Source organism: Ruegeria sp. N10 (genome assembly GCF_056531545.1).
Map to the genome: position 1 here is coordinate 88,452 of NZ_JBQFLY010000006.1, position 26,041 is coordinate 114,492.

Below are 26,041 nucleotides of genomic sequence, written 5' to 3' on the forward strand. Positions count from 1 at the left end.
GCGGCCCGATGCTACCGAGACGAGATTCGCTGCGCTGCAAAGCGCCGGGCAAAACACTGCCTGTACGGAAATGGCAGCTTGCCGCACAACCTGAACCACGAGTCGGCGGATTGTATCCGAGCCCTGAAACGACAAACCCCCGGGCCATGCCTCGGGGGTCGTCAAATAGTGTCATCCAAAGCTGGACGAAATCAAAGATCTCAGAGCAGACCTTCGCGCTGGGCTTTCTTGCGCGCCAGTTTACGGGCACGGCGAATCGCTTCAGCTTTCTCGCGCGCTTTCTTCTCGGACGGTTTCTCGAAATGTTGCTTGAGCTTCATTTCACGGAACACGCCTTCGCGCTGCAGCTTTTTCTTCAGGGCACGAAGCGCCTGATCGACGTTATTGTCGCGAACACTAACCTGCATGTGGTTGTCACCACCTTTCTAGATAGAGTTGCAAGGAAATTGCAGGAGTTGGCCGTATAGCAAAGCCGCCCTAACTTGTCTAGTACTGGACCTGACAACCGGAGAACCGTCATGACCACCACATATGAAGATGCAAAACGGCAGCTTTTGGACGCGATGCTGAACCATGTTCCTTTTGACGGCTGGTCGGAAACCAGCTTTCGCGCCTCGGTTTCCGATTGTGGTCTGGATGACGGTTTGGCACGTGCAATTTGCCCGCGCGGGGCGGTTGATCTGGCACTGGCCTTTCATGCGCGCGGCGATCAGGTGATGCTGGACCGCCTCAGGTCCGAGGACATGAGCGGTCTAAAATTCCGCGATAAGATTGCCGCTGCGGTCCGGTTCCGGTTGCAGGCTGTTGAAGACAAAGAACTGGTGCGCCGGGGCATGACGCTGTTTTCCCTGCCAGCATATGCGGCCGATGGAGCCAAGGCCTTATGGCAGACCTGCGACCTGATATGGGACGCGCTGGGCGATACGTCGGAAGATGTGAACTGGTATACCAAACGGGCAACCTTGTCGGGGGTCTATTCCTCGACCTTGCTGTTCTGGCTGGGTGATGACAGCCCTGACCATCAGCGCACGTGGGAGTTTCTGGATCGCCGGATCGCAAATGTCATGGAGTTCGAAAAGCTCAAGGCTCAGGTGCGTGACAACCCGGTGTTGAAACCCTTTCTTGCAGTTCCGAACTGGCTGGCGGGTCAGGTGAGGGCGCCGGCCAAGATGCGGGATGATCTGCCTGGCATGTTGAACCCTCGAAAGTAACGCGTCTTGGTGCTGGGCCTTGCCTCTGATGCCTGTTAGGCATTGGGCAAAGGAGGTGCCTATGACCCAGATGATGCGTGCTGTTGAGATCTCTCAACCGGGTGGTCCCAATGTTTTGCAGCTGACCGAACGTCCTATCCCTAAGCCGGGGGCCGGACAGGTTGTATTGAAAGTGGCCTATGCCGGGGTGAACCGCCCCGACGCTTTGCAACGCGCGGGCGCTTACGATCCGCCGCCGGGCGCCAGTGACCTGCCGGGGCTTGAAGCTTCGGGCGAAGTGGTCTCGGTCGGTGTGGGGGTCGAAGGACTGTCTGTCGGTGATCAGGTCTGCGCACTGCTGCCCGGCGGTGGCTATGCGGAATACGTTTCGACCCCAGCGGCTCATTGTTTGCATGTGCCCGCGGGTATGGGAATGAAAGAGGCAGCGTGTCTTCCCGAGACCTTCTTCACAGTCTGGTCCAACGTGTTCATGCGTGGCGGGTTGAGGGCAGGTGAACGTTTTCTGGTTCACGGTGGGTCCAGCGGTATTGGTACGACGGCAATCCAACTGGCCAATGCCTTTGGCGCGCGCGTTTTCGCCACGGCTGGCTCGGATGAGAAATGTGAGGCTTGCATCAAGCTGGGCGCCGAAAAAGCGATCAATTATCGCGATGAGGATTTCGTAGCAGCCATGCGCGCCGAAGGTGGGGCAAACCTGATCCTCGATATGGTCGGCGGTGATTACATCCCCCGCAACGTCAAGGCCCTGGCCGAAGATGGGCGGCTGGTGCAAATCGCGTTTCTGCAAGGGCCTGTGGTCGAGCTGAACTTTGCCCTGATGATGGTCAAGCGCCTGACCCTGACCGGCAGCACATTGCGCCCACAAAGTGATCTGGCCAAGGCGCAAATCGCGCAGGACCTGCGCGAAGCTGTCTGGCCTCTGTTGGATGCCGGAAAAGTTGCGCCCGTGATGGACAGCGAGTTTGATCTGACCGAAGCCGCCGCCGCCCATGCGCGCATGGAAAGCTCGGGTCATATTGGCAAGATTGTTCTGAAGATCGCGGGTTGAGTTTAGAATGCGCGGGCGTGTCCCGCGCGTTCACGCAACGGCGCGGCGATACAGATGCCACGTGGCATGACCCAGAACGGGCATCACCACGATAAGCCCCAACAGCAGTGGCAAAGCCCCCAGGAACAAAAGCACCGCTACGATGAATCCCCAGGTCAGAATGACGCCGGGGTTGTGACGCAGCACCCTGAATGATGTCACAACAGCAACCGGCAGGCCTACTTTACGGTCCAGCAGCAAGGGAAAACTGACGACGCTGATCGCCAGTGCGCAAAGCGCAAAAACGAATCCAACCGCTGTTCCAACAATGACCATCGTCCAGCCCGCGGAGGTCGTGAACACCTGCGTGGCAAATGCGCTGAGCGACGCTGGAACCTCGGGGCCCATCGTGTAGGTGTGAATGCTTTGTGCCACCATCAGCCAAAGCAGCAGCAGCATCACAAGGTAAAACCCCAAAACCAGAATTGCTCCGAATGACGGCGAGCGGAGCACACCAAATGCGTCCAGCCAGTGAACCTCGCTGCCCTGTTCACGCTTGCGGCTGATCTCATAGAGGCCCACGGCCGCAACTGGCCCGATCAGCGCGAAGCCAGCGACCAGAGGGGCCAGAAGCGGAACCAGGTTGGCATTCAGGGCAAAGCCGAACATCAAAAGCCCGGCAACCGGGTAAACCAGGACAATGAACACCACATCCGCTCGGGTTTCGAGAAAATCCTGATACCCCGCCCTCAGGCAGGCGCGTAGGTCTTGCAGGGTCAAGGTCTGCACCATTGGCACTTGCGTTGGATCTGCACTGCCAAGTTGCGAGACGCTTTCTGTGACGTGGTCACCTGTGGCGCCCAGAGCCTGGGCCGCCCAGCTGATCGGGTTTCCGATTGTCTTAGCCATTTCTTCACCCTTCCCTGGCGAGACTTGCGCCGCGGAACGGATCCGGCATTCAGTTGCCCGTGGCCGGCCCAACCGGCAACGCCATGCCTCAGTATAACATAAATTTGCGAAATCTGGATCAATACTCCGGCATCGGACGGATTGCCGTGTGTCACAGTCATGTTAGCTTGATGGCAGGCAAGAGGAGGTCAGGATGCAGAAAACAGCGAAAACGGTTGTGATTCACGAATTTGGTGGGCCTGAGGTTTTGCGGATCGAAGACAGGCCTGTAGGTGATCCCGGTCCGGGTGAGATACGTATTCGGCATCAGGCCTGCGGGTTGAACTTCATCGACGTATATCAACGCACCGGCCTGTATCCCCTTGACCTTCCCCATGCTTTAGGCATGGAGGCCGCAGGTACCGTTGAGGCGGTTGGGGAAGGGGTAACGCATCTCAGACCGGGGCAGCGGGCCGCTTACGCCGCAGCCCCGCCCGGTGCTTATTGTGAGGCGCGCGTGATGCCCGCTGCGCAGGTTTGCCCGCTACCGGATGGCATCACATTCGAAGCCGGTGCAGCGATGATGCTGAAAGGTCTGACGGTTGAATACCTATTTCACCGGACCACACCATTGAAACGGGGTGATACGGTCCTGTTCCATGCGGCAGCTGGCGGGGTCGGGCTGATCGCATGCCAATGGGCTAAATCCGAAGGCATCACCTTGATCGGAACGGCGGGGAGTGACGAGAAATGCAGCCTTGCGCGGTTTAACGGGGCCGCGCATTGCATCAATTACAGGTCCGAGAATTTCGCAGAACGCGTGGCTGAGATTACAAAGGGTCAGGGCGTAGACGTGGTGATGGACTCGGTCGGAGCGGACACGTTCGAAGGATCACTGGATTGCCTGAAACCGCTGGGCATGATGATTTCCTTCGGCAACGCCTCGGGCCCGGTTCCACCGTTCAACCTTGGGGTTCTGGGCCAGAAAGGCTCGCTCAAGATCACCCGGCCCACGTTGTTTACTCATATCGCGGATCATGCGGTGTGTCAGGCAATGGCACGTCGCCTGTTTGGCAAAGTCGAGGGGGGTGAGGTCAAAGTCCATGTCGATCAGCGTTTTGCCTTGGATCAGGTTGCTGATGCGCATCGTGCGCTTGAGGCGCGGCAAACGACTGGCAGCACAATTCTGGACCTGTAACTCTGGACCTGTAACGCAGTATCCAAACGATATTGCCCATTGAATTGGGACACTTGATGCGCTGAATGGGAAGGGCAAGAGGTCTTCAATAACATACGGCGGCGGAAAACCCGCCGCCGCTGTGCCTGAAATAATCAGGTTTTACTGCGATTGCAGCTCTGCCGGGGATTTTTCAGCAATCGTTTCCCAGTTTGCGCTCGCGCTTTCGATGAAACCCGGGATGTCGCCTTCCCAGCGCTCCTGAATGTCTTTGGACAGGTTCAGATACAGCTTGTTGTCAACGATCTTCCAGTGGTTCGGGTCGCCGTCGAATTTAAAGCCCATGGCCGCGCCGAAGGCACAATAGCCGCCATATGCGGGCAGATATGCATCAGGATTGGCTTCAAAGGCTACTTTGTTTTCTTCCGACGAAAACCGGTACAGTGCAGCATCGTGCAATGCAGTAATGCGGTAATCGCCCTTGGTCGCTTCGCCAGCGGTGAAGTACGCCACCGGATCATAGCCCTGCATGGCCAGACCAGTCGAGCTTGCGTTGATTTCGACGCCAGCCGCCAGCGCGGAGGTTGCCAACGTGACAGACAGTGCCACGCCACTGATCAGAGATTTAAACTTGTTCATTGCTTCACCTTTCGTGAAATGAGCCCGTTCAGCACCGCAATAATTGCCGCCGTAAGGCCCAGATTGTTGTCCTGTGTGGCCCGTAATTGACCGTCACGATAGCGATTTGGGAAGCGGGCTGATCACGTTCAAAACAATGAATTGTGATTGTGCGCAGGTGATAGAGCCACTGTTCTTTTTTGCCGAGCCGCCTCAGGTATCCGGCGTTAGGTTCAGGACAAATGCGATGACTTTGTGTGCGGGCATTTCACAGGGTCGAAGCAACGCGCCGCTGCCCTGGGTCTGATACAGGTTCAGGCTGATATAGTCGGTTCCGCCTAGCTCGTGCGCGATCAGCTTGTGGGATTTACCACGCGCCATTTGTTGACGCACAACAACATAGCGTCGACCGCCGGAGGTTCCGGTGAAACTGCCCAACGGCAGTGCAAAAAGGGCAGACAGAAACGCGTCTGACGCGGTCACGGTTTTCCGATTCTGGGTTCCGTTCCGGCCTTGATCCGCGCAACGTTCGAGCTGTGCCGCCAGTAGACAAGAAGTGTCAGAATTATCCCAAGGATAAATGTAGTCCCGTTTGTCAGCAACAACACCCAGGTTGTGGAAAGCGCAGCGGCTGCCAGTGCACCAACCGAGGATATCCGCCAGATTGCCGCCGCGACCAGCCAGGTGAGGCAGCAGGCAACACCAACGCGCCAATCCAGTGCTAGCCAAAGCCCCAGAAAGGTCGCCACGCCCTTGCCACCCTTGAAGCTCAGCCAAACCGGAAAGCAATGGCCCAGAAACGCCAAAAGTGCAGCAACCTGGGCCGCATCTTCACCCGCATAGGCACGTGCAATCAGAACGGCCGCCGCGCCTTTACCAGCGTCAAACAGCAAGGTCAGCGCCGCAGCGGCCTTGTTGCCGGTGCGCAGGACATTTGTCGCCCCGATATTGCCGGACCCGATCTCGCGCAGATTTCCCAATCCCATGATCTTGGCCAGCAACAAGCCGAAGGGAATGGAGCCCATCAGGTATCCAACCACCGCCCATTGGAGCAGTTCGCTAGTCGAGTTGTCGATTGGGGGCATCAGGGTCTCCGGAACACTTCATTACCTGCTACATAGGTCGAAATGACCTTACCTTGCATCCGCTGGCCGTCAAATGGAGTGTTCTGAGATTTTGATTTTAGTGCAAACCGATCAAGCACAAAAGGCACATCCGGGTCGAACAGAACCAGATCGGCTGGCGCGCCTTTCGACAGGCGACCGCTGTCCAACCCAAGCCGCTTGGCCGGGTTAAGGGCCATGGCCCGAAACAGCGTCGGCAGATCCAGCTGGCCCGCGTGATACAGGCGCAAGGCCGCGGGCAGAAGCGTTTCCAGTGCGACCGCACCCGAGGCCGCTTCTTCAAACGGCAGGCGCTTGCTTTCTTCGTCCTGAGGGGTGTGCATCGAGCTGATGATATCGATCAGCCCGGTGCGAACGGCTTCGATAACCGCTTGCCTGTCGTTTTCTGATCGCAGCGGCGGCTTGACCTTGAAGAAGGTGCGATAGTCGGCCACGTCAAGCTCGTTCAACGTCAAGTGGTGGATCGACGTCCCTGCGGTTATGTCCAGCCCATTGTGCTTGGCGCGCTCCAGTGCAGGCAGCGCCCGGGCCGTGGTGATCTGGTCGGCGTGATAGGCGGCGCCGGTCATCTCCAACAGGGCAATGTCGCGGTCCAGCCCCATCCGCTCTGCCATCGGTGACACTGCGGGTAGGCCGCGCAATGCGGCGAACTTTCCGCTGGTCGCCGCGGCCCCGGCGCTCAGCCCCGGCTCTTGCGGGTGGGCTATCACAAGCGCGCCACAGGACTTCGCATAGGTCAGGGCGCGGTAAAACACCTTGGTATTGGTGATGACGTGATCACAATCGGTGAAGGCGATCGCGCCCGCGTCCAACAAAAACCCGATTTCGGTCATCTCGCGCCCTTCGCGCCCTTTGGTCAGGGCAGCCATCGGCAGAACATTGACCGGCGCATCGGCCTGCGCCCGACGTGTCGCGAATTCCAGCGTTTCCGGTGTGTCGACTGCTGGCATAGTATCTGGTCGGGTGACAATCGTCGTGACACCGCCAGCCGCGGCAGCAAGTCCTGCTGACCGATAGCTTTCCTTATGACGTTCACCGGGTTCACAGACCTTGACGCCAATATCGATGATGCCAGGGGCGAGGCACTTGCCGTTGCAATCTACGATATGCCCCTCCGTACTCGGAGCAATTCCTTCGCCTCGGGCGGTAATCCGGCCATCGTTCACCTGCAACCAGCCAGTTGACTCTGCTCCCGCTTCGGGGTCGATCAGGCGTGCGTTGGTGAAAAGAACGGTATTCATGGAACAGCCCTTTCGATGGCGGCCTTCGTGGCGGCGGGATCGGCCTGATACTTGATCAGGTGTTTGTCTCCGCCCTTGGTAACGACTTGCACGAAACTGCCCATGGTTTTGACCGCCTCGATCTGATTCAGCGCAACTTTTCGCTCGCCGGGACCGGTCAACAAAGTGTCGGTCATCTTCCAGTTTGCGGCCAGTTCTTCCGATGCCAGATACCACGCGCGGATGCCGATAGCGGCGAGGCCAGCAGGTGCTCCGGTCCAGACATAAGGGTTGCCGGTCAACCACAACACAGCCATTGCACCGGCCATGGCAGCGGCCGCAAGCCACGCATTGGTGCGGATATACGCGCCCTTGTCCGGGGCAAAGACTACAGGATCAGCCATAGAATCCCTCCGGTGATCAAAAGTACTACCAATGCCATAACAGCCGAGCCTATGCGGAGCGGTTTGTTGTCAACCGGCGCGGTTTGCGGGGCCGAGAAAGGTCTGGCGCTTTCGGTTTCGATCGTTCCGCCGGTCCAATTGGTTGCCTCTTCCGTGTAAAGGCCCGTCAGGTGCAGCCGGGGATCGGGCTCAAGTGTCATGGTCTGGTCTTTGAACGCTGCGCTGCGCAGGACCATGACCCATCCGCCGATCTGCGCCAGCGCGGCACGGTCCAACTGATCCTCGGACACGCCACACCCTTCGTACAGATAGCCGTAAAGCCCAAGTTCCTCGAGGTCGGACACCGGAAAGACGTCGATCTGCTCGGGGTCCAGCCCGTCGACGCCAAGCACCTGATCGGCGGCACCCGGTTCGCGCAGGAACTTTGCCTCTTCTGGGCGCATGTCCAGCGTGAACAGGCGCAGGACGCCGCGTTCATGGGGGGCGACCTTCAGATTGTTCATGCAACCTCGCGCAGGTTGCGGGCCAGAAGGTCCATGGCGGCCATGCGGACAGCGACCCCCATCTCCACCTGCTCCTGTATAACGGATCGATTGATGTCATCAGCCAGGGTTCCGTCGATCTCAACCCCGCGGTTCATTGGGCCGGGGTGCATGACAATGGCATCGGGTTTGGCCAGCGCCAGTTTTTCCGCATTCAGGCCGTACCGGTGGTAGTACTCGCGTTCTGACGGGATGAAGCCCCCATCCATTCGTTCTTTCTGAAGGCGCAGCATCATGACCACATCGACGTCTTTGAGGCCTTCGTTCATGTCGTCATATACCTCGGCCCCGAACTCGGCGAATTGCGACGGCACGAGTGTGGGCGGGCCGATCAGACGAATGCGGTTTTCCATCTTGCCCAGCAGGATCAGGTTCGAGCGTGCAACACGGGAGTGCGCGACATCGCCGCAAATGGCGATGTTCAGACGGTGCAGGCGACCTTTTGCGCGGCGGATCGTCAGCGCGTCCAGTAGCGCTTGTGTCGGATGTTCATGCCGCCCGTCGCCTGCGTTCAGAACAGCACAGTTGACCTTTTGCGCCAGCAAATCGACCGCGCCTGAATGCGGGTGACGCACCACCAAAAGGTCGGGATGCATCGCGTTCAGAGTCAGCGCAGTGTCGATCAACGTCTCGCCCTTTTTGATCGAACTGGCCTGCATCGCCATGTTCATCACGTCCGCGCCCAGACGCTTGCCAGCCAGTTCGAAGCTTGCCTGCGTTCGGGTTGAGTTTTCAAAGAACATGTTGATCTGGGTCAGCCCCGACAGCACGTCCGAATGTTTGGTCGACTGGCGGTTCATGTCGACATAGGTTTCGGCCAGGTCGAGAATTTCGGTGATATCGGATTGCGACAGATGCTCGATGCCAAGAAGGTGACGATGGGCGAAACGCATGGGCGGGCTCCTGTCTGACAATCGGGCCGCTTATAGAAAGCCACGCGGTGCAAAGCAACCTAAGGATCAGAACCCTCTGGCAGTTTTTCGCAGCCGCCTTCGGGCAGACATTGTTCACCCGGTTTGCACCATTTGCCGTATCCGCAGTCGATGGCTTTGATCGGCACGCAACCCTGATGGTCCGAGCATTTGAATCCCGGACGGCACTGCGAGCCTGTTTCTTCGCACAGGAACCATCCCGGACGGGAACAACCCCCACCCGGCAGACAGAACGAGCCTCGCGCACAAGTTCGGCCATCCTTGCATATCGTAGGAGGGGCTGTACCCGGATCTGGTGTGATCCGTTCACATTCGCCGCGCCCATTGCAAAAACTGTCACCGGGGCAATCCAGACGCGATGTGCATTTGTTCACGCCTGCGGGTGCACAACGCGCTCCTCCCGCTACGCAGCGTTCAAACGGGCCGCAGCTGCGCCCGCCACCGCAATAGGTGCCGCCCAGCGGTATGCAGTGCCCATCAAAGCTGCATCTTTGACCGCCGGAACAGCAGGTGGTGCCGCATTTGAACTGGCCCGCACGGCACTGGCCCTGTGCATTGTGGAACGTCGCCAATGCCGGATTGCCGGTAAGCACCAGCCCAAGCCCGATCAGGAGGATTCGCAAGGTTCTGAGCATCGTGCCCTGATGGTCGGCGCGACAGAGCGACCGATCAAGCCCAATTCGCTTTCCATCAGCCCTCAGGCGGGTAAATTATCCATATGGAATCGGGCTTGGACTATTACTCTGCACGGGCCTTGCTGGAATGGCAGGTCGAACTGGGCGTGACCGAGGCAATCGGGGACGCTCCGGTTGATCGATATTCGGTGCCGGACACGTCACCAAAGCCCAAGAAGGCAGAGGTTGCGGCAGCCATCCCGTCAAAGCCCAGGCAGACCGACCCGGTAACGGTTGCGCAAGCAGCGGCCAAGGGGGCGGGGTCACTGGATCAGCTGCGCGATGCGATGGAGGCTTTTGATCACTGCGAGCTGAAGCGCGGGGCGCGGCAGTTGGTTTTTGCTGATGGAACGCCCGGTGCGCGGGTGATGATCATCGGTGAGGCGCCGGGCCGCGACGAAGACCGCGAGGGCAAGCCCTTTGTCGGGCGCGCGGGCCAGTTGCTGGATCGCATGTTGGCCGCGATTGATCTGGATCGCAGGCAGAACGTCTATATCACAAACGTGCTGCCATGGCGGCCCCCACAGAACCGTGACCCAAAGCCCGAAGAAATCGGGATGATGAAGCCCTTCCTGGAACGTCACGTGGCGCTGGCCCGGCCCGAGGTTCTGGTGGTGATGGGCAATATCAGCTGTCAGGCCGTTCTGGGCAAGCGCGGGATTACCCGATTGCGCGGCCAATGGGATCAGGCGATGGACCTGCCCGTGATCCCGATGTTTCATCCAGCTTATTTGCTGCGCCAGCCGCAAATGAAGCGGCAGGCCTGGGCTGACCTGCTGGAGTTGCAAGCCCGGCTGCGAGGTGAGTCATGAAGGTCTTGGCGTTTTCCGATCTTCATATGGCGCGCAACCGCGCCGCTGATCTGGTGGCGGCCAGCGCTGATGCCGACCTGGTTATCGGCGCAGGGGATTATTGCAATATGCGGCAGGGTCTGGATGAGGCGATGCAAATGCTTTCGGGCGTTTCAGCGCCGCTGGTCCTGATACCCGGGAATGCAGAAAGCGCAGAGGATCTGGGCAAAGCTGTGCCCGAGGGTGTGCATGTTCTGCATGGAACGGGAATGACGGTGGATGGATTGCGCCTGTTCGGGCTTGGCTACGGTGTTCCACCCACACCGTTTGGTGATTGGTCCTGTGATCTGACCGAGGGTGAGGCCGCCGAACTGCTGGCGCGCTGCAGCGGAGCAGATATCCTGATTTCGCACTCACCGCCCAAGGGCCATGGGGATGTGACCTCGCAAGGCATGGCTGTGGGCTCGATCGCTGTTCGGAACGCGATCGAGCGGATACAGCCCCGTTTCACGTTTTGCGGCCATATTCACGACAGCTGGGGATATCGCGGCTCGATCGGCCGAACCCGTATCGCCAACCTTGGTCCCAAGGTAAACTGGTTCGAGGTCGCCGTATGATTGAGTTGGTAACGCTGCTTGCCTTCATTCCCGCCGCGCTGGCGCTGAACCTGACACCGGGCGCGGATATGATGTTCTGTTTCGGTCAGGGCCTGCGATCAGGTCCGCGCGCCGCAATTGCCGCAAGTGCCGGGATTTCCGCGGGTGGAATGATACAGGTCCTTCTGGCTGGGCTGGGCCTCGGCGCGGCGGTTGCGGCCTTGCCATGGCTGTTCGATGTCATTCGCTGGGTTGGTGTTGCATACCTGTTGTATCTTGCCTGGGGTGCTGTTCGAAATGGCGCAGTGTCGGCCGAGGCCCCCGTCAAACCGGCCCGGTTGTCCTTTCGGGATGGGATGCTTGTCAATCTGACGAACCCCAAGGTTATTCTGTTCGTTCTGGCCTTTATCCCGCAATTTGTGGACCCGTCGCAGGGGTCGGTCCTGATGCAGTTTTTGATCTTCGGCACAATCATCGGCATCGGTGGGTTCGTCGTGAACGGGCTGGTTGGTGTTTTCGCCGGAAGCGCGGGGCGCCATCTGGTCTCGAATCCGCGCGCCTCACGTATTCTGGGCTGGATTACAGGGGGCATTTTTGCGGCCCTTGCGGTCCGGCTTGCCATTCTGGAAAGGGCCTGACACCACATGTCGCGCATTGACGAAACCATGGAGTTCATCCCGGTTAAGATCGCCGTACTGACTGTTTCGGATACCAGATCGATGAAAGAGGACCGCTCGGGTCAGACATTGGTGGACCGGATTGAAAAGGCTGGCCATGTCGTCGCGGATCGGAGAATAATTCGGGACGAGCGCAAACAGATCGCAGAGCAGTTACGCGCGTGGGTGGCGGACGAACAGATCGACGTCGTGATTTCGACCGGCGGCACGGGTCTGACTGGGCGCGATGTCACCGTCGAGGCGCACCGCGATGTCTATGAAAAAGAGATCGAAGCCTTTGGCACTGTCTTCACGATCATCTCGATGGAGAAGATCGGAACTTCGGCGGTGCAGTCGCGGGCGACGGGGGGCGTTGCGGGGGGGACATACCTGTTCGCCTTGCCCGGCAGCCCGGGGGCCTGCAAGGACGCGTGGGACGGTATTTTGGAAAAACAGTTCGATTATCGCCATCGCCCGTGCAATTTTGTGGAAATAATGCCCAGATTGGACGAACATCTGCGACGGAAGTAGACTGGTCATACGTTCCATTCCGTATAACCGCCTTGTGGCTTGGCATATTTCCTGATCCAGCTACATGTTGTGGACGGCAGCGTGGTGCAACCGGGGTAACTGATTGATGCGATTTCTGCGGCATAGTCTTGTCGGTATTTTTCTGGCGTTTCTGGCGCTGGCTTTGTTGTTCGTTGCCGTGCAGATGATCGTGGGGGCCGTTCAGGAGGCTTTGACGCACGATAACGCGACACCGCCCTCGCGAGAAAGGATCTTTGCTGTTGCGGTTCGGCCTGCCGAGGCGGAAACCGTCACCCCATATCTTGAAGCTTTCGGAGAGGTTCAAAGCCGCCGCAGGCTGGAGCTGCGTGCGGCGCTTGGAGGTCGCGTTGTCGCGCTGGCAGAAGACTTTGAAGATGGTGGAATTGTTGAGGCTGGCGAAGTGCTGGTCGAACTGGATCCGGCAGATGCGCAATCTGCGCTGGATCGGGCAAAGTCCGATCTCTTGGACGCCCAATTTGAAGAGCGAGATGCAGAACGCTCGTTGCTGCTGGCGCAGGACGAGCTGAAATCGGCCGAGGCTCAGGCGGAACTGCGGGAAAGGGCGTTGCAACGCCAACGGGATCTGGAATCACGGGGCGTGGGGGCCGCCGCCAGCGTGGAAGAGGCCGAACTGGCCGCAGCATCATCGCAACAGGCCGTTCTGGCGCGGCGTATTGCGCTGGCACAGGCTGAATCCCGTGTGGATCAGGCATCAACCCTGTTTGCCCGAGCCATGATAGCACTGGAAGCTGCGGAGCGCGATCTGGGCGACATGACAATCCGGGCGGGCTTTGGCGGCACTTTAACGGATGTTACGCTTGTGGAAGGGCGGCTGGTATCTGCAAATGAAAAGCTTGCTGAACTGGTTGATCCCAACGACTTAGAGGTGGCGTTTCGGGTGTCGACCGCGCAATATGTGCGGCTTCTGGATGGCGGCGATCGTCTGATCAATGCGCCGGTCACCATATCTCTTGAAGTCACAGGGACCGATCTGACCGCAATTGGCCAGATTAGCCGCGATAGCGGGTCTGCCGGTGAAGGCCAGACCGGGCGGTTGATCTATGCCCGCCTGCAAGAGGCATCGGGGTTTAAACCTGGAGATTTCGTTACGGTTTCAGTTCAGGAACAGCCCCTTGCCGGAGTTTACCGACTGCCGTCTTCGGTCCTTGATGCATCCGGAACAGTTCTGGTTCTTGGCCCTGATGACCGATTGGAAAGTCTGCCGGTTCAGCTCATCCGCCGCCAGGGGGATGAAGTTCTGCTGCGGGGCGACGGGTTGGAAGGGCGTGAGGTCGTCGTCGGACGAACCCCCCTGCTTGGGTCGGGCGTGCGTGTTCGGCCCCTGCGGCTTGAGGCGGGTGCAGACCCCGGAATGGTCGAGCTGACGGACGAGAAACGCGCCGAACTTGTAGCTCAAGTCGAGGCGAACAGTGCGATGCCACCGAAGGAAAAGACGAAGGTTCTAACCCGGCTGCGCGAAGCTCGAGTGCCGACATCTTTGGTGCGCAGTATTGAAACCAGGGCTGGGGGATAAACGCCATGATGCGCGAGATACCTGGCGCGGCGGGTGGCCTTCTCAGTTATTTCACGCGGCATCGGACAGTTGCCAACCTGCTGTTGCTTGTCATGCTGGTTCTTGGCGCGGCGGCAATCCCGAACATGCGTGCACAGTTCTTTCCGGACGTCATTCTGGAACGCGTCGATGTATCCGTAACCTGGGATGGTGCCGGGCCCGAGGACATGGACGCCGGGATAGTGCAGTTGCTGGAACCTGCGCTGCTGGCCGTCGAAGGGGTGACCAGTACCGAGGCTTCCTCGCATCCGGGCTGGACCCGTATCAGGCTGGAATTCGAACCCAACTGGGATGTGTCCCGCGCTGTTGAGGAAGTCCGGACCGCCGTAGACGCTGTCACAGATCTGCCGGAAGACGCTGAGGAGCCCAAGATTCAACGTGGTGCGTGGCGTGATCGGGTGACGGATGTGGTGATCACGGGGCCGACCGATACTGCTCAGCTGGCTAAGCTGACGGATGAGCTTATCAATCGTTTATTCGCATCAGGTGTGACCCGCACGACAATCCGGGGTATTGCCGCACCGCGCATCGTTGTCGAGGTCACCACCGCTCAGTTAATCGCAAACGATATAACGATGGCCGAAATCGCGGCAGCGATAGGTGCCGAAGTCAATACGGACCCCGCTGGCAATGTCGAAGGCGCGGGTGCTCGTGTCCGGGCGGGAACTGAGAAACGCACGCCGGAACAGATCGAAGGCATCGCGCTGCGGACGAACGAAGATGGGTCGAAACTGAAGGTTGGTGACATTGCCAGAATTTGGGTAGAAGGCGTCACCCGCGACCGCAGCTATTATGTGGGCGACAATCCCGCCATGTCGATCAGAGTGGACCGGTCGAACCTGGGCGATGCGATAGGTATTCAGCACACGGTCGAGGACGTTGCCCGCGAGATGCAGGCCAGCCTGCCTGAAGGTGTGAAAATTGATCTGATCCGCACCCGGGCGCAAGCAATTACCGACCGGTTGAACATCCTCGTGGATAACGGGCTGATGGGGCTGGGGCTTGTTGTCATCTTGTTGTTCCTATTTCTCAATGCGCGCATTGCGTTTTGGGTTGCTGCGGGCATTCCGGTGGCGATGTCGGCGGCGATTGCACTGATGTATCTGGGCGGTCTGTCGCTGAACATGGTTTCACTGTTTGGTCTGATCATTACGTTGGGGATCGTTGTAGATGATGCCATTGTCGTGGGGGAGCACGCTGATTTTCGCTCCCGCCGATTGGGCGAGACACCAGTGGAAGCCGCAGAGCGCGCCGCGCGTCGAATGGCAATGCCGGTTCTGGCCGCCACGGTAACGACGGTGATTGCGTTTTTCGGCCTGACCTTGGTTGGAGGACGTTTCGGAGAGCTGATCCGCGATATCCCTTTCACGGTGATCGCAGTTCTGGTTGCATCGCTGGTGGAATGCTTCCTGATCCTGCCCAATCACATGGCGCATGCAATTGCGCATTCGGCCAAGGAACACTGGTACGATCTGCCGAACCGCGTCGTCAATCGTGGCTTTCGTTGGGTTCGGGATCACTTGTTCCGCCCGCTTATCGCCTGGGTGATCTGGGCGCGTTATGTGGTGGCCGCGCTGATGATCGCCATCCTGGCCAGTCAGGTCGCATTGTTCATTCGTGGCGACGTGAACTGGCGGTTCTTCAACGCACCTGAACGCAGTTCGGTCAGCGGCGGGTTTATTATGCGCGAAGGGTCGACCCGGTCAGATACACTTGAGATGATGCGCATTCTACAGGATGCAACCAACGAACTGGGCCGGATCTACGAAGAGCGTCATGGCCGAAATCCAATTGACTATGTCCTGGCTGAAGTTGGTGGCAATGCCGGGCGTGCGCTTGCTGCGGCTGACGGCAAGGGCGGCAGAGTGTTAGGGGGTATTTCGATTGAATTGATCGACGCCGATCTGCGCCCATATTCGAGTTTTGAGTTTGTGGGCGAGCTACAGGATTTCGTACCGCGTCACCCCAAGGTCGAAGTGATCAGCTTCCGCGGTTGGCGGTCCGGCCCCGGCGGCGATGCAATCGATGTGCAATTTTATGGCTCAGACGTAAATGTCCTGAAAGCCGCATCTGAAGATCTGCAAACTGCGCTGTCGAAGTTTCCTGAAGTTTCGGCGCTTGAGGACACTTTGGCATATGACAAGGAAGAGTTTCTTCTTGACCTGACGGCACAGGGTCAGGCGCTGGGCTTTCGGATCGAAACGCTGGGGCGGGCTTTGCGCAACCGTTTGAACGGGATTGAGGCCGCAACCTTCCCCGACGGGCCGCGCAGCGCCGAGATCCGTGTCGAACTGCCCGAAGGTGAACTGACAGCAGATTTTCTGGAACGAACTCTGATGCGTTCTCCTGATGGGGTCTATGTACCGCTGGCTGATATCGTTTCGGTCGAGCGCAAGTCCGGGTTTTCGACGGTCCGGCGTGAAAACGGCCTGAGGGTGGTTTCGGTAACAGGCGATATTTCGGAAGACGATCCGGCACGGGCCGCCGAAATTGAACGCGTGATGCAGGACGAGATCCTTCCCAATATCGCGGCCGAAAAGCAGGTTGAGTGGCGCATGTCGGGTCTGAGCGAACAGGAAAACGAATTCCTGTCCGAGGCCCGCAACGGTTTGATCCTTTGCCTGACCGGTATTTATCTTGTACTGGCCTGGGTTTTTGCCAGCTGGACACGACCCCTTGTGGTTATGGCGATTATTCCCTTTGGCCTGGTTGGGGCGATTTGGGGCCACTACATCTGGGAGGTGCCGCTGAGCATGTTCACGGTTGTCGGGCTGCTGGGCATGACAGGGATCATTATCAACGACTCGATCGTTTTGGTGACCACGATCGACGCATACCAGCAGGATCGCGGGTTGATTCCGTCAATTCTGGATGGCACGGCGGACAGGTTGCGACCTGTCATGCTGACCACGCTGACGACGGTTCTTGGCCTTGCGCCCTTACTATATGAAGGCTCTCAACAGGCGCAATTCTTGAAACCGACTGTAATCACACTGGTCTACGGGCTTGGTTTCGGAATGTTGCTGGTGTTGGTTCTTGTACCTGCCTTGCTGGGAATTCTTAATGACGTGGCACGTCCGATGACAGCCATGCGCCGTGCTGCACGGGCCCCTGACAAGGTTGTTCGTGGCGCGTTGGCCGGAACCGGCGTGATACTTGGGATCTGGTTTGCCTTGACGATGATCTGGCCCGCTGTCAACGGTGCACCGCTTGCCATGCTACAAAGCCTTTATCCCGGTGATGATGGCATTGCCGCATTGAAAATGGGGCTGGGCGCGTTTGTTGCCGGCGCTGTACCGATTGTGATTCTAAGCATTGCTGCCTCAGGTATACTCTATGGTCGCCTCACGAAATCGGCAGGTACTTAAACCGCAAGCAAGGCATATTCCAAAAGCTCAATGACCCGCGCGCTCATGGGCAGGTTGCCCTGGCGTATCTGATCGATGGGAAACCACCGGGCATCAAGTGCGTCGTCACCGGCCCTCGGCGTGCCCGAGCGATACTGACATGCGACCCCGACCAGCAGGTAATGGGACACGACCAGCCCATCTGGGGTTCGGCGCAGAAGGTCCAGATTGTTCAGATAATGTGACGGTTGCGCGATCACCGAGGTTTCTTCCAGCAATTCGCGTTGCGCCGCTTCCAATACGGTTTCACCCCATTCGACACGGCCACCGGGAAACCCCCACAGCCCGGCGTCGGGCTGATTGCTGCGCTGAACCAGAAGAACCTGATCCTGATGCAGAACAACGGCCAGGGCACCGATTTTTGGCGATTGGGTCATGAATTCAGCCTGCGCTGCAACCCTGAATATCAACTGCGTGATTGGCGCCCAGAACTGTAATCCGGATTTCAGACCGATCCAGCGCAAAGGGTGTACCCGATGCATTGATAATCTCGGCCTCGGCCACCAACGTATCGCCCTGCCGTTGCGCAACCGGCTGCGAAGCCCAGAGGGTGGGATTGCCGGGTTCGATCACAGCAACTTCATGACCACCTGCCGATGGCATGGTCACTCGTGCTTCGATACGCATACCATCTTTCGTTGGCGTCAGACGACACGTGGCACTGGACACGCGAGCTTCCTGCGCGGAATAGGGACGTTGCGCCAGTGCCGCGGCAATCGCGGGATGGCGCCCGGCATTGGCGTCGAGCGTGTGGTCAAAGCCCAGACGTTCCGGAATACAAACGTCTTTGCAAACGCCCAAATCCATTTCGCCCTGCAATCGGACCGGCTTGGCAGGGTTGCGCGGCGTAATCTCAATCGGAAGAACCAGTTGGTTCTTGTAACCAATCGACTGCAACCCGTTTTGATCGAAGACATCGGGGGCAGGCCATGTGATCTCAACACGCCCGACATTGCTTGAGCGTTTCCAGTTGATTTCCGGCGGGATGCCAGCATCTCCGGGCGCACGCCAGTAGGTTTTCCAACCATCCTCAAGCGTCACCTTCAAGGCGGTAAGATAAGTGCCGTTTGCAGTCCGTCCGCCATCCAGAACATCCAGCTGAACCACGCCGTCCAGACCCTGAGCGGCAACCGGGGCGGCCAGATGCAGGCAAGCGAGTGCGGCGACAGCAGTGTGTTTCATCGACATCTTCATCCCTCTTAAATGCGCGGCGTTGGCCCGGATTCCAAGTCACGTTCTGTTCACTGGGATGAAATCCGCCAAAATACCTGTTGTTCTCTTGCCAATAGACATGCTGCGGGGCCATTGTTGAGGTGTTCTGAGAAAGAGATGGCGGCCCATGGACCTGACCGGAAAACTGTTGATTGCGATGCCCGGTATGGGGGATCCGCGATTCGACCATTCGGTGGTGTATGTGTGCAGCCACGGCGACGATGGAGCCATGGGTTTGATTGTGAACAAGCCCTCGGACCTGCGGATAAAGACCTTGCTGGGTCAACTGAACATCGCCTGCCGTATTCCGATTGTCGGAGAGCGCCTTGTGCATTTCGGTGGGCCGGTCGAGATGTCGCGCGGCTTTGTCCTTCACAGCGCCGATTACGAGGCCAACCTGCATTCAATGCAGATTTCTGAGGACTTCAGCATGACGGCGACACTTGATGTGCTCGAGGATTTGGCATCAGGCAGCGGGCCGCTGAACTCGATGCTGGCGCTGGGTTATTCCGGCTGGGGGCCCGGTCAGCTTGAGGATGAAATTGCCATGAACGGTTGGCTGACCACTGACGCGACACCCAAGCTTGTTTTCGATGTGCCCGATGATGCGAAATGGGAGGCAGCGTTGGCTACTTTGGGCGTGGACCCGCTGACCCTTTCTGCCAGCGCAGGGCGGGCCTGATCAGCTGTCGCGAGGTGCTGCAGCGCGCCGCAGCCGGTCATTGATTGCCGCCCCCAATGCCGTGCCTGGGATCGGAGAAACGGCAATCGGTCGCCCGGTTTCGTTCAGTTGATGCAGAAACGCAAACAGATTTGCCGCCGCTTCGGTCAGGTCGCCAATGGCGGACAAGTTCAGGTCGCACTCAACCTGTCCAAATCCCAGCAACACCTCGTCACCCTGACGGGTTTTGGCATTCAAACGGACCGGAGCGTCCGGCGCATAGTGTGATTGCAACTGGCCGGGGGCGGTCAGAAGATCACCGGATTGATGCAAATGCAGACGCATTTTCAGCGTCTCTTCGACCTGCTCCAGCGCGATGCCACCTGGACGCAAAAGTGCAGGTTCCCCAGCCAGGCCGATGATGGTGGATTCAAGCCCGACACCGCACGGCCCGTCATCCAGAACAGCCGCGATCTTGCCGCCAAGACCTGACCAGACATGACTTGCCTTGGTCGGACTGATCTGACCCGACGGGTTTGCAGATGGCGCAGCAACCGGGCCATCAAATTCGGCCAGCAGCGCGTGCGCTGTCGGATGTGCCGGAACGCGCACGGCCAGCGTGTCCAAACCTGCCGTCACTAGCGAAGAAATCCCGTGCCCTTCGCGCAAGGGCAAAACCAAGGTAAGCGGACCGGGCCAAAAGGCCTGCGCCAGATGCTCGGCCTGATTTGACCATAGCACATACCGTTGCGCCGCGGCGACCGATGCGACATGTGCGATCAGGGGATTGAAACTGGGCCGCCCCTTGGCCTCGTAGATCGACGCCACCGCCTGCCCGTTGCGTGCATCGCCGCCCAGGCCATAGACGGTCTCGGTCGGGAAGGCGACCAGAAGGCCCTGTCGCAACATATCTGCAGCCCGCGCGATACCGCCGGGATCCGCCGTCAATTCCTGAGTGCCGGTTGAGATCATAACTGGTGACGCCGCGTTTTGGTTGCTTGAAACATAAGGGACAGTAGGTAATTGATCCAAGCTCATACGCTTACCGGCGCTTGCCCACAATTCCAAGCCTGCCGATATGTTCTGAATTGTTAGCCTTCGAGAGTGATCATGCCCTATCGCACCCCAATTTCAGATTACCAGTTCCTGCTGGACCATGTGGTCGGGTTCGACCAGGTCGCTGCGACGGATAAATTTGCTGATGCCAGCGGGGATGTGGTCAATGCGATCCTGACCGAAGCTGGAAAAATGTGCGAAGAGGTGATGGCCCCTCTGCAGCGCCCCGGTGATCTGGAACCTGCACGACTTGAAAATGGCGTGCTGCGAACTTCTCCGGGATATGCGGACGGCTGGAAGGCAATTGCCGAAGGTGGCTGGATCGGGATCAGTGGCAATCCTGAATACGGGGGGATGGGGCTGCCTATGACCATCACCACGGCGGTCAACGAGATGATGAGTGCCGCTTGCCTGTCGCTTCAACTTGCGCCGCTTATGTCTCAGGGCCAGATCGAGGCGTTGGAGCATCACGCCAGCGACGAATTGAAAGCGCTGTATCTGCCTAAGATGATGACGGGGGAATGGTCGGGCACCATGAACCTGACCGAAGCTCAGGCCGGATCGGATGTTGGCGCGCTTTCTGCGAAGGCTGAGCCGAACGGTGACGGGACATATTCGATCACCGGTCAAAAGATCTTCATCTCGTGGGGCGATACCGATTTCACCGAGAATGTCTGCCATCTGGTGCTGGCCCGCCTTCCCGATGGGGTGCCCGGCACCAAAGGGATCTCGTTATTCCTTGTCCCCAAATTCTTGCCTGATGAAAATGGTGATCCGGGCGTGGCCAATGATTTGAAAGTGGTTTCGCTGGAACACAAGATGGGTTTGCACGGATCGCCCACCTGCGTGATGCAATATGACAGAGCCAAAGGCTGGCTGGTGGGTGCCGAACATGGCGGTATGGCTGCCATGTTTACCATGATGAACAATGCGCGTCTTGGTGTGGGCGGACAGGGCGTGGGCGTGGCCGAAGGAGCATACCAGCACGCGTTGGCCTATGCCCTGGAACGGAAACAAGGCAAAACGCCGTCCGGGACGATCATCGATCATGCGGATGTGCGCCGCATGCTTTTGGATATGCGTGCTGATGTTTATGCCGCGCGCGCGATCCTGTTGGCCAATGCGGTTGCGATCGATATGGCAGAGGCCACTGGTGACGCCGATTGGGCTGCGCGGGCCGCGCTGTTGACGCCGATCAGCAAGGCGTTTGGTACTCAGACCGGGATGCGTGTGGCTGAAACCGGGGTCCAGGTGCATGGTGGCATGGGGTATATTGAGGAAACCGGCGCGGCACAGTTCTATCGCGATGCGCGTGTCACCGCGATCTACGAGGGCACCAACGGTATTCAGGCGATGGACCTTGTTGCGCGGAAGATGATGGACGGGGGCGAGGCTGCTTCGAACCTGCTGGATGAGATCGAAGACCAGGCCGAACGCGCCCGTGCAACGCTGCCTGATCTGGCGGGTCCGGTCTGGGAAGCCACCGAAACACTGCGCGAGGCGACAGAATGGCTGGTGGCACAGGATGATTTGAATAACCGCTTTGCAGGCGCCGTTGCTTATTTGCAGGCTTTTGCCCGGGTGCTGGGCGGGCATTATCACCTGACCGCAGCCCTTGCCGACCCAGAGGGACCGCGGGCGAAACTGGCGCGATATTATATCAACACCCTGTTGCCCGAACATTCGGGCCTTTTGGCGCGGGCGCAGAACGGGGCGAATGACCTTTTCGCGCTGAGCACGGACGAGTTTGCGGCCTGATGGATGGGGATCACGTCTTGGGGATCAGATATCCGTGGGCTGAACCGCCCGCGCAGGGCGCAGCCACCGAGATTGCCCAAGGTGTTCTCTGGATGCGCCTGCCCCTGCCGATGGCGCTGGACCATGTAAACATCTACGCTCTGGACGATGGCGACAGCTGGACAGTGATCGATACAGGGCTGTCCTCGAACAAGACGCGGCGCATCTTGGAAGCGTTGATGGCCGGGCCGCTTGCAGGCAAGCCGATCAGGAGGGTGGTGGTGACTCACCATCATCCCGACCATGTTGGCAATGCCGGATGGTTTCAGACGGAACACGGCGCCGAGCTGGTGACAAGCCGCACCTCGTGGCTGTTTGCGCGGATGCTGACGCTGGATGTGCAGGAAACCTGGCCGCAAGAAACGCTGGAATTCTATCGCAGCGCGGGGATGGCATCCGAAGTTCTGAACAAACGGATGGCGGACCGGCCCTTTAATTTTGCCGACACGGTCTATCCCATGCCGCTGGGTTTTACCGGGATCAAGCAGGGTGACGTGATCCGTATGGGTGGACGTGACTGGGACGTTCATATGGGCAATGGCCATGCGCCGGAACACGCCACCTTCTGGAGCCGCGATGACAATCTGGTACTCAGCGGTGATCAGATCCTTAGTTCAATCAGTCCCAATCTGGGTGTCTATGCGACCGAACCCATGGCAGATCCGGTGTCAGGATGGATGGAGGCCTGTGAGAGGCTTCAGGTACTCGCCCGTCCCGATCATCTGGTTTTAGGCGGGCACAAATTGCCCTTCACCGGTCTGCCGTTGCGCATGAAGCAGTTGATTGACAACCACCATGGCGCGCTGGAACGGTTGCTGGATCATCTGGATCAGCCCAAATCTGCCGCTGACTGCTTTATGCCGCTGTTCAAACGTACAATCCAAGAGGGTGAGTATGGCCTTGCGCTGGTTGAGGCGGTTGCACATGTAAATCACCTCTACCACATTGGTGCAGTAACCCGGACGCAACGCGCGGATGGGGCATGGCTGTATCAGCGCAAAGGGTAGACGAATGCAGGACCAGATCGAAACCTCGGCCGAGGCCGCAGAAGCCGCAGCGTTGCCAAGATGTTACGAGGTGCACGCCGATCCGAAAGCCGAATCCGGAACCAAAAAACTGCCAGAGACGCTGAAAAAACCGGTGGCCAGCAAAAGCCCCGCACAATGGGCCTACGAGCGGCTAATCCTGTATATCCAGAATTTCGAACAGACATTGGACGGCGATCATGAGGTCGCCATGGGTTTCACTGGCGGCGATGCAGGCGTGATGCGGATCGAGGGGATGGGTTATTTCGACCCCGACATGATAACCTTTTACGGGTCCGACGGGACCGGAGCCCGCACGCAACTGGTGCAACATGTCAGCCAGTTGAACGTGATGTTGCGTGCGCTTCCCAAATCGGTTGAAGACAAGCCAGCCAACCGCATCGGGTTCCGCCTGGCTGCGGACCTGAAAGACAGCTGACTTGCAATTCACGTTTGCGCGCCTTTGAATGAATGTATCAGTTCGGAGGCGACCGCGTGAACAGATATTTCCATGCCGTAACACATGCCTACGCGGGGGCTTGGGCCCGGCGTCGGGTTTTTGTGCCAATTTATATCGCTGTGCGATTACTGCTTGTTGCGCTGATTGCGCCAGGGGTGGCACTGACGGTCAATCTGGCAGTCTCTCTGTCTGACCAGACGGCCTTGACGGATCAGGACATTGCCATGTTCCTGCTGTCTCCGGTCGGGTTTATCTCGTCTGTTGTAGTTCTGAGCCTGTTTCTGCTGGCCGAGGTCTTTGTGTTCTCGGTCATGGCCGGGTCGCTGCGTATGGGCGAACAAGATCCCTGGCGCGCTGGCAGTGCGGCGCTCGCGTTGATCCTGTCCCGTTTCCCGGCGTTGTTCGGATTTGCCGTGCGTTTCATCCTGCGTGTCCTGTTGCTTGCCCTGCCATTCGTGGCTGTCGCTGGCCTGATCGCTTGGTGGACGCTGACTGAATATGACATCAACTATTACCTGACCTTCCGCCCCCCCGCCTTCAAGGTGGCGGTTCTTCTGATCGGAGTGGTTGTTCTTGTACTGGCGTGGCTTTTGATCCGTCGCCTGTCCGCCTGGGCGCTGGCCCTGCATTTGGTCCTTTTCGAACGAACTGCGCCCCGAACGGCGTTTGCCCAAAGTGCGCAGAAGATGGAAGGCAGGCGCGGGCGGTTGAAGATCGAACTTGCCCTTTGGCTGGGGATGCGCCTTGTCATCGCCGCTTTGATTGCCGCAGTGGCCAGCCTTTTGTTTACTTTCGTACCCGTGCAGGACGGCAGCAACCTCAAGCTGGCCCTGACCTTCAGTTTTGTCGTCGCAGGGCTGTGGTCATTGGCGGGGCTGGTTCTGGCGGCAACGGCGCTGGGCGCGTTGGCCGTCTTGTTGGACGGGTTTTTCGATATTGATGCAAAAAAGATCGCCCACCCAGAACCCCGGAAAATTCGGGCGCCTGTATTTGTGACAGTGGGCGCATCCCTTGCCGCGTTGGTTATTGGCCTTTGGTCAGGTCAAAGTCTGCTGGAACGTGTGCAGGCCCCGGATCATGCCGAGGTCATTGGCCACCGGGGTGCAGCGGCCTTGCGGCCGGAAAACACGATGGCCTCGGTTCTGAAAGCCATCGAGGACGGCGCGGATTGGGTTGAAATCGACGTTCAGGAATCTGCGGATGATGTGATCATCGTGGCCCATGACAGCGATTTCATGAAGCTGGCGGGTGTTAACCTGAAGGTCTGGGATGCAACGATGGCGGATGTGGCAGATATCGACATCGGCAGCTGGTTTGATCCGGAATACGCCTCGGAACGAACGCCAACTCTGCGTGATGTGCTGGAGGCGGCCAAAGGCAAGTCCAGGGTTCTTATCGAACTGAAATACTATGGCCATGATATTGATCTGGAAAACCGGGTGATCAATCTGGTGGAAGAGTTGGAGATGCAGGACGAGGTCGCCACCATGTCGTTGAAATATCCGGCCGTCCAAAAGATGAAGAAACTGCGCCCGGACTGGCGTTCGGGTGTATTGGCTGCCACAGCCATTGGTGATCTGTCGGGGTTGGAGGGCGAGTTTGTCGCCATCAATGCTGGGATGGCAACGCCGGGCCTGATCCGAAAGGTTCACGATGCCGGTAAGGATATCTATGTCTGGACCGTGAACGATCCGCTGCAAATGTCCAAAATGGCGTCTATGGGTGTTGATGGTCTGATCACCGACCGCCCGGCCATGGCCAATGAGGTTCTGCGCGTGCGTGCCGAAATGGGACCAGCAGAGCGGCTGATGTTGTGGTTGGCCACGACTTTCGGATTGCAGGTCGACACCAAGGCGATGCGCGATGAAAGCCCTTAATCTTTCGCTGCTGTTGCTCGTTATTCCGCACGCCGCCTTGGCACAGGACTTGATGCGCCGGTTCGAAATGCCTGCCCATCGCGCCTTGATGGACCAGAGCGAAAGCGCCGAGCTGCAACCATTCGAAACAGACGGGTGTTCGGGTGGATTGTCTGCAAGCTGGCGCTGGGTGGCAAAGCAGTTCCCGCAGGTTGGCGAGCTTTTTGAAGAACATCCGCCTTGGGAAAACTGTTGTGTGATCCACGACCGGGCATATCACAATGCCGACGGCGCGGATTCGGCCGAGGAAAGCTATGACGCGCGTTTGGCGGCGGATGATGCCCTGCATGCCTGTGTTGCGGCGCATGGAGATCTGTATGCCGACGAATACGCGGATCGCTATGATATGGAACCTGACCAGATCCGCACCATTCACGCGATCACCGCGGATGCCATGTATGGGGCGGTTCGTTTCGGTGGCGGGCCGTGCAGCGGCCTGCCCTGGCGATGGGGGTTCGGTTATCCCGGATGCTCGGTCCTCAAGTAAGCGCGCCCTGCGCGCGAATGACGTGGTGACAGGCG

General features: G+C 58.6%; 28 protein-coding genes. 15 read left to right on the top strand and 13 right to left on the bottom strand.

The window, feature by feature from the left end; all coding sequences use genetic code 11:
* Positions 1-200: 200 nt before the first annotated feature.
* Positions 201-407 (bottom strand): 30S ribosomal protein S21, encoded by a 207-nt coding sequence (gene rpsU / locus ACR0JI_RS10400; protein WP_005614280.1) that lies wholly within the window; start codon positions 405-407, stop codon positions 201-203.
* 111 nt (positions 408-518) lie between these two features.
* Here rpsU and ACR0JI_RS10405 point away from each other — a divergent pair, with 111 nt between their 5' ends.
* Together ACR0JI_RS10405 and ACR0JI_RS10410 are read left to right on the top strand one after the other, a co-directional pair.
* The gene (locus ACR0JI_RS10405; RefSeq protein ID WP_480494363.1) at positions 519-1,211 is read left to right on the top strand and encodes a COQ9 family protein; all 693 of its coding nucleotides are present in this window, start codon (positions 519-521) and stop codon (positions 1,209-1,211) included.
* Positions 1,212-1,272: 61 nt separating this feature from the next.
* Entirely contained in the window at positions 1,273-2,259 is a 987-nt protein-coding gene (locus ACR0JI_RS10410) for an NAD(P)H-quinone oxidoreductase (protein WP_480494361.1), read from the top strand.
* A gap of 30 nt (positions 2,260-2,289) precedes the next feature.
* Here the strand turns inward: ACR0JI_RS10410 and ACR0JI_RS10415 are convergent, their stop codons facing one another.
* The gene (locus ACR0JI_RS10415; protein WP_480474962.1) at positions 2,290-3,147 is read right to left on the bottom strand and encodes a DUF2189 domain-containing protein; all 858 of its coding nucleotides are present in this window, start codon (positions 3,145-3,147) and stop codon (positions 2,290-2,292) included.
* A gap of 193 nt (positions 3,148-3,340) precedes the next feature.
* On the opposite strand from ACR0JI_RS10415, the gene ACR0JI_RS10420 reads away from it, so the two are divergent.
* Positions 3,341-4,324, top strand: coding sequence for a quinone oxidoreductase family protein (locus tag ACR0JI_RS10420; protein ID WP_480474964.1), 984 nt, complete (start codon positions 3,341-3,343; stop codon positions 4,322-4,324).
* Between the two features lie 141 nt (positions 4,325-4,465).
* Here ACR0JI_RS10420 and ACR0JI_RS10425 read toward each other — a convergent pair whose 3' ends face one another.
* From ACR0JI_RS10425 to ACR0JI_RS10460, 8 genes are all read right to left on the bottom strand, one after another.
* Positions 4,466-4,942, bottom strand: coding sequence for a YHS domain-containing (seleno)protein (locus tag ACR0JI_RS10425; RefSeq protein WP_480474966.1), 477 nt, complete (start codon positions 4,940-4,942; stop codon positions 4,466-4,468).
* A gap of 192 nt (positions 4,943-5,134) precedes the next feature.
* Positions 5,135-5,404, bottom strand: a complete 270-nt coding sequence (locus ACR0JI_RS10430) for a hypothetical protein (RefSeq protein ID WP_480474968.1) — start codon at positions 5,402-5,404, stop codon at positions 5,135-5,137.
* Positions 5,401-6,006 (bottom strand): glycerol-3-phosphate 1-O-acyltransferase PlsY, encoded by a 606-nt coding sequence (gene plsY / locus ACR0JI_RS10435; protein ID WP_480474970.1) that lies wholly within the window; start codon positions 6,004-6,006, stop codon positions 5,401-5,403. The genes ACR0JI_RS10430 and plsY overlap by 4 nt, the downstream gene beginning before the upstream one ends.
* Complete coding sequence (gene pyrC, locus ACR0JI_RS10440) at positions 6,006-7,286, bottom strand: dihydroorotase (RefSeq protein ID WP_480474972.1); 1,281 nt, start codon at positions 7,284-7,286, stop codon at positions 6,006-6,008. The genes plsY and pyrC overlap by 1 nt, the downstream gene beginning before the upstream one ends.
* Positions 7,283-7,669, bottom strand: coding sequence for a hypothetical protein (locus ACR0JI_RS10445; RefSeq protein WP_480474974.1), 387 nt, complete (start codon positions 7,667-7,669; stop codon positions 7,283-7,285). Before ACR0JI_RS10445 ends, pyrC begins: the two co-directional genes overlap by 4 nt.
* Positions 7,654-8,172 carry a hypothetical protein gene (locus tag ACR0JI_RS10450; RefSeq protein ID WP_480474976.1) on the bottom strand — a complete coding sequence of 173 codons (519 nt, stop codon included), beginning with the start codon at positions 8,170-8,172 and terminating at the stop codon, positions 7,654-7,656. Before ACR0JI_RS10450 ends, ACR0JI_RS10445 begins: the two co-directional genes overlap by 16 nt.
* On the bottom strand, positions 8,169-9,104 hold the full coding sequence (locus ACR0JI_RS10455; RefSeq protein ID WP_267366053.1) for an aspartate carbamoyltransferase catalytic subunit: 936 nt from the start codon (positions 9,102-9,104) through the stop codon (positions 8,169-8,171). The genes ACR0JI_RS10450 and ACR0JI_RS10455 overlap by 4 nt, the downstream gene beginning before the upstream one ends.
* 59 nt (positions 9,105-9,163) lie before the next feature.
* On the bottom strand, positions 9,164-9,778 hold the full coding sequence (locus ACR0JI_RS10460) for a scavenger receptor class F, member 2 (protein WP_480494359.1): 615 nt from the start codon (positions 9,776-9,778) through the stop codon (positions 9,164-9,166).
* Positions 9,779-9,861: 83 nt separating this feature from the next.
* Between ACR0JI_RS10460 and ACR0JI_RS10465 the strand changes: the two genes are divergently transcribed.
* From ACR0JI_RS10465 to ACR0JI_RS10490, 6 genes are all read left to right on the top strand, one after another.
* The gene (locus ACR0JI_RS10465; RefSeq protein WP_480494357.1) at positions 9,862-10,629 is read left to right on the top strand and encodes a uracil-DNA glycosylase; all 768 of its coding nucleotides are present in this window, start codon (positions 9,862-9,864) and stop codon (positions 10,627-10,629) included.
* Positions 10,626-11,225: a metallophosphoesterase family protein gene (locus ACR0JI_RS10470; RefSeq protein WP_480494354.1), complete on the top strand. Its 600-nt coding sequence runs from the start codon at positions 10,626-10,628 to the stop codon at positions 11,223-11,225. Before ACR0JI_RS10465 ends, ACR0JI_RS10470 begins: the two co-directional genes overlap by 4 nt.
* Positions 11,222-11,842: a LysE family translocator gene (locus ACR0JI_RS10475; protein WP_480494353.1), complete on the top strand. Its 621-nt coding sequence runs from the start codon at positions 11,222-11,224 to the stop codon at positions 11,840-11,842. The genes ACR0JI_RS10470 and ACR0JI_RS10475 overlap by 4 nt, the downstream gene beginning before the upstream one ends.
* A gap of 6 nt (positions 11,843-11,848) precedes the next feature.
* Complete coding sequence (gene moaB, locus ACR0JI_RS10480) at positions 11,849-12,391, top strand: molybdenum cofactor biosynthesis protein B (RefSeq protein WP_480494351.1); 543 nt, start codon at positions 11,849-11,851, stop codon at positions 12,389-12,391.
* Between the two features lie 106 nt (positions 12,392-12,497).
* Entirely contained in the window at positions 12,498-13,946 is a 1,449-nt protein-coding gene (locus tag ACR0JI_RS10485) for an efflux RND transporter periplasmic adaptor subunit (RefSeq protein WP_480494458.1), read from the top strand.
* A 5-nt stretch (positions 13,947-13,951) separates the two neighbouring features.
* Positions 13,952-17,353 (top strand): efflux RND transporter permease subunit, encoded by a 3,402-nt coding sequence (locus tag ACR0JI_RS10490; protein ID WP_480474986.1) that lies wholly within the window; start codon positions 13,952-13,954, stop codon positions 17,351-17,353.
* Here ACR0JI_RS10490 and ACR0JI_RS10495 read toward each other — a convergent pair.
* Both ACR0JI_RS10495 and ACR0JI_RS10500 read right to left on the bottom strand, forming a co-directional pair.
* Positions 17,350-17,769: an NUDIX hydrolase gene (locus ACR0JI_RS10495; RefSeq protein ID WP_480494349.1), complete on the bottom strand. Its 420-nt coding sequence runs from the start codon at positions 17,767-17,769 to the stop codon at positions 17,350-17,352. The two genes, ACR0JI_RS10490 and ACR0JI_RS10495, sit on opposite strands and share 4 nt — an antisense overlap.
* Positions 17,770-17,773: 4 nt before the next feature.
* Positions 17,774-18,574 (bottom strand): protein-disulfide reductase DsbD domain-containing protein, encoded by an 801-nt coding sequence (locus ACR0JI_RS10500; RefSeq protein ID WP_480474990.1) that lies wholly within the window; start codon positions 18,572-18,574, stop codon positions 17,774-17,776.
* Between the two features lie 157 nt (positions 18,575-18,731).
* Here ACR0JI_RS10500 and ACR0JI_RS10505 point away from each other — a divergent pair, with 157 nt between their 5' ends.
* On the top strand, positions 18,732-19,286 hold the full coding sequence (locus tag ACR0JI_RS10505; RefSeq protein WP_480474992.1) for a YqgE/AlgH family protein: 555 nt from the start codon (positions 18,732-18,734) through the stop codon (positions 19,284-19,286).
* On the opposite strand, the gene ACR0JI_RS10510 is transcribed toward ACR0JI_RS10505, so the two are convergent.
* The gene (locus ACR0JI_RS10510) at positions 19,287-20,237 is read right to left on the bottom strand and encodes an L-threonylcarbamoyladenylate synthase (RefSeq protein ID WP_480494347.1); all 951 of its coding nucleotides are present in this window, start codon (positions 20,235-20,237) and stop codon (positions 19,287-19,289) included.
* 138 nt (positions 20,238-20,375) lie between these two features.
* Between ACR0JI_RS10510 and ACR0JI_RS10515 the strand changes: the two genes are divergently transcribed.
* The 5 genes from ACR0JI_RS10515 to ACR0JI_RS10535 are packed head-to-tail and all read left to right on the top strand — an operon-like array spanning position 20,376 to position 26,006.
* The gene (locus ACR0JI_RS10515; protein WP_480494345.1) at positions 20,376-22,079 is read left to right on the top strand and encodes an acyl-CoA dehydrogenase; all 1,704 of its coding nucleotides are present in this window, start codon (positions 20,376-20,378) and stop codon (positions 22,077-22,079) included.
* Positions 22,079-23,125 carry an MBL fold metallo-hydrolase gene (locus ACR0JI_RS10520; protein ID WP_480474999.1) on the top strand — a complete coding sequence of 349 codons (1,047 nt, stop codon included), beginning with the start codon at positions 22,079-22,081 and terminating at the stop codon, positions 23,123-23,125. The genes ACR0JI_RS10515 and ACR0JI_RS10520 overlap by 1 nt, the downstream gene beginning before the upstream one ends.
* A 4-nt stretch (positions 23,126-23,129) precedes the next feature.
* Positions 23,130-23,582, top strand: a complete 453-nt coding sequence (locus ACR0JI_RS10525) for a DUF6173 family protein (RefSeq protein ID WP_480475001.1) — start codon at positions 23,130-23,132, stop codon at positions 23,580-23,582.
* 56 nt (positions 23,583-23,638) lie between these two features.
* Positions 23,639-25,480 (top strand): glycerophosphodiester phosphodiesterase, encoded by a 1,842-nt coding sequence (locus ACR0JI_RS10530; RefSeq protein ID WP_480494341.1) that lies wholly within the window; start codon positions 23,639-23,641, stop codon positions 25,478-25,480.
* Entirely contained in the window at positions 25,467-26,006 is a 540-nt protein-coding gene (locus ACR0JI_RS10535; protein WP_480475005.1) for a hypothetical protein, read from the top strand. The genes ACR0JI_RS10530 and ACR0JI_RS10535 overlap by 14 nt, the downstream gene beginning before the upstream one ends.
* The last annotated feature ends 35 nt before the right edge of the window (positions 26,007-26,041 follow it).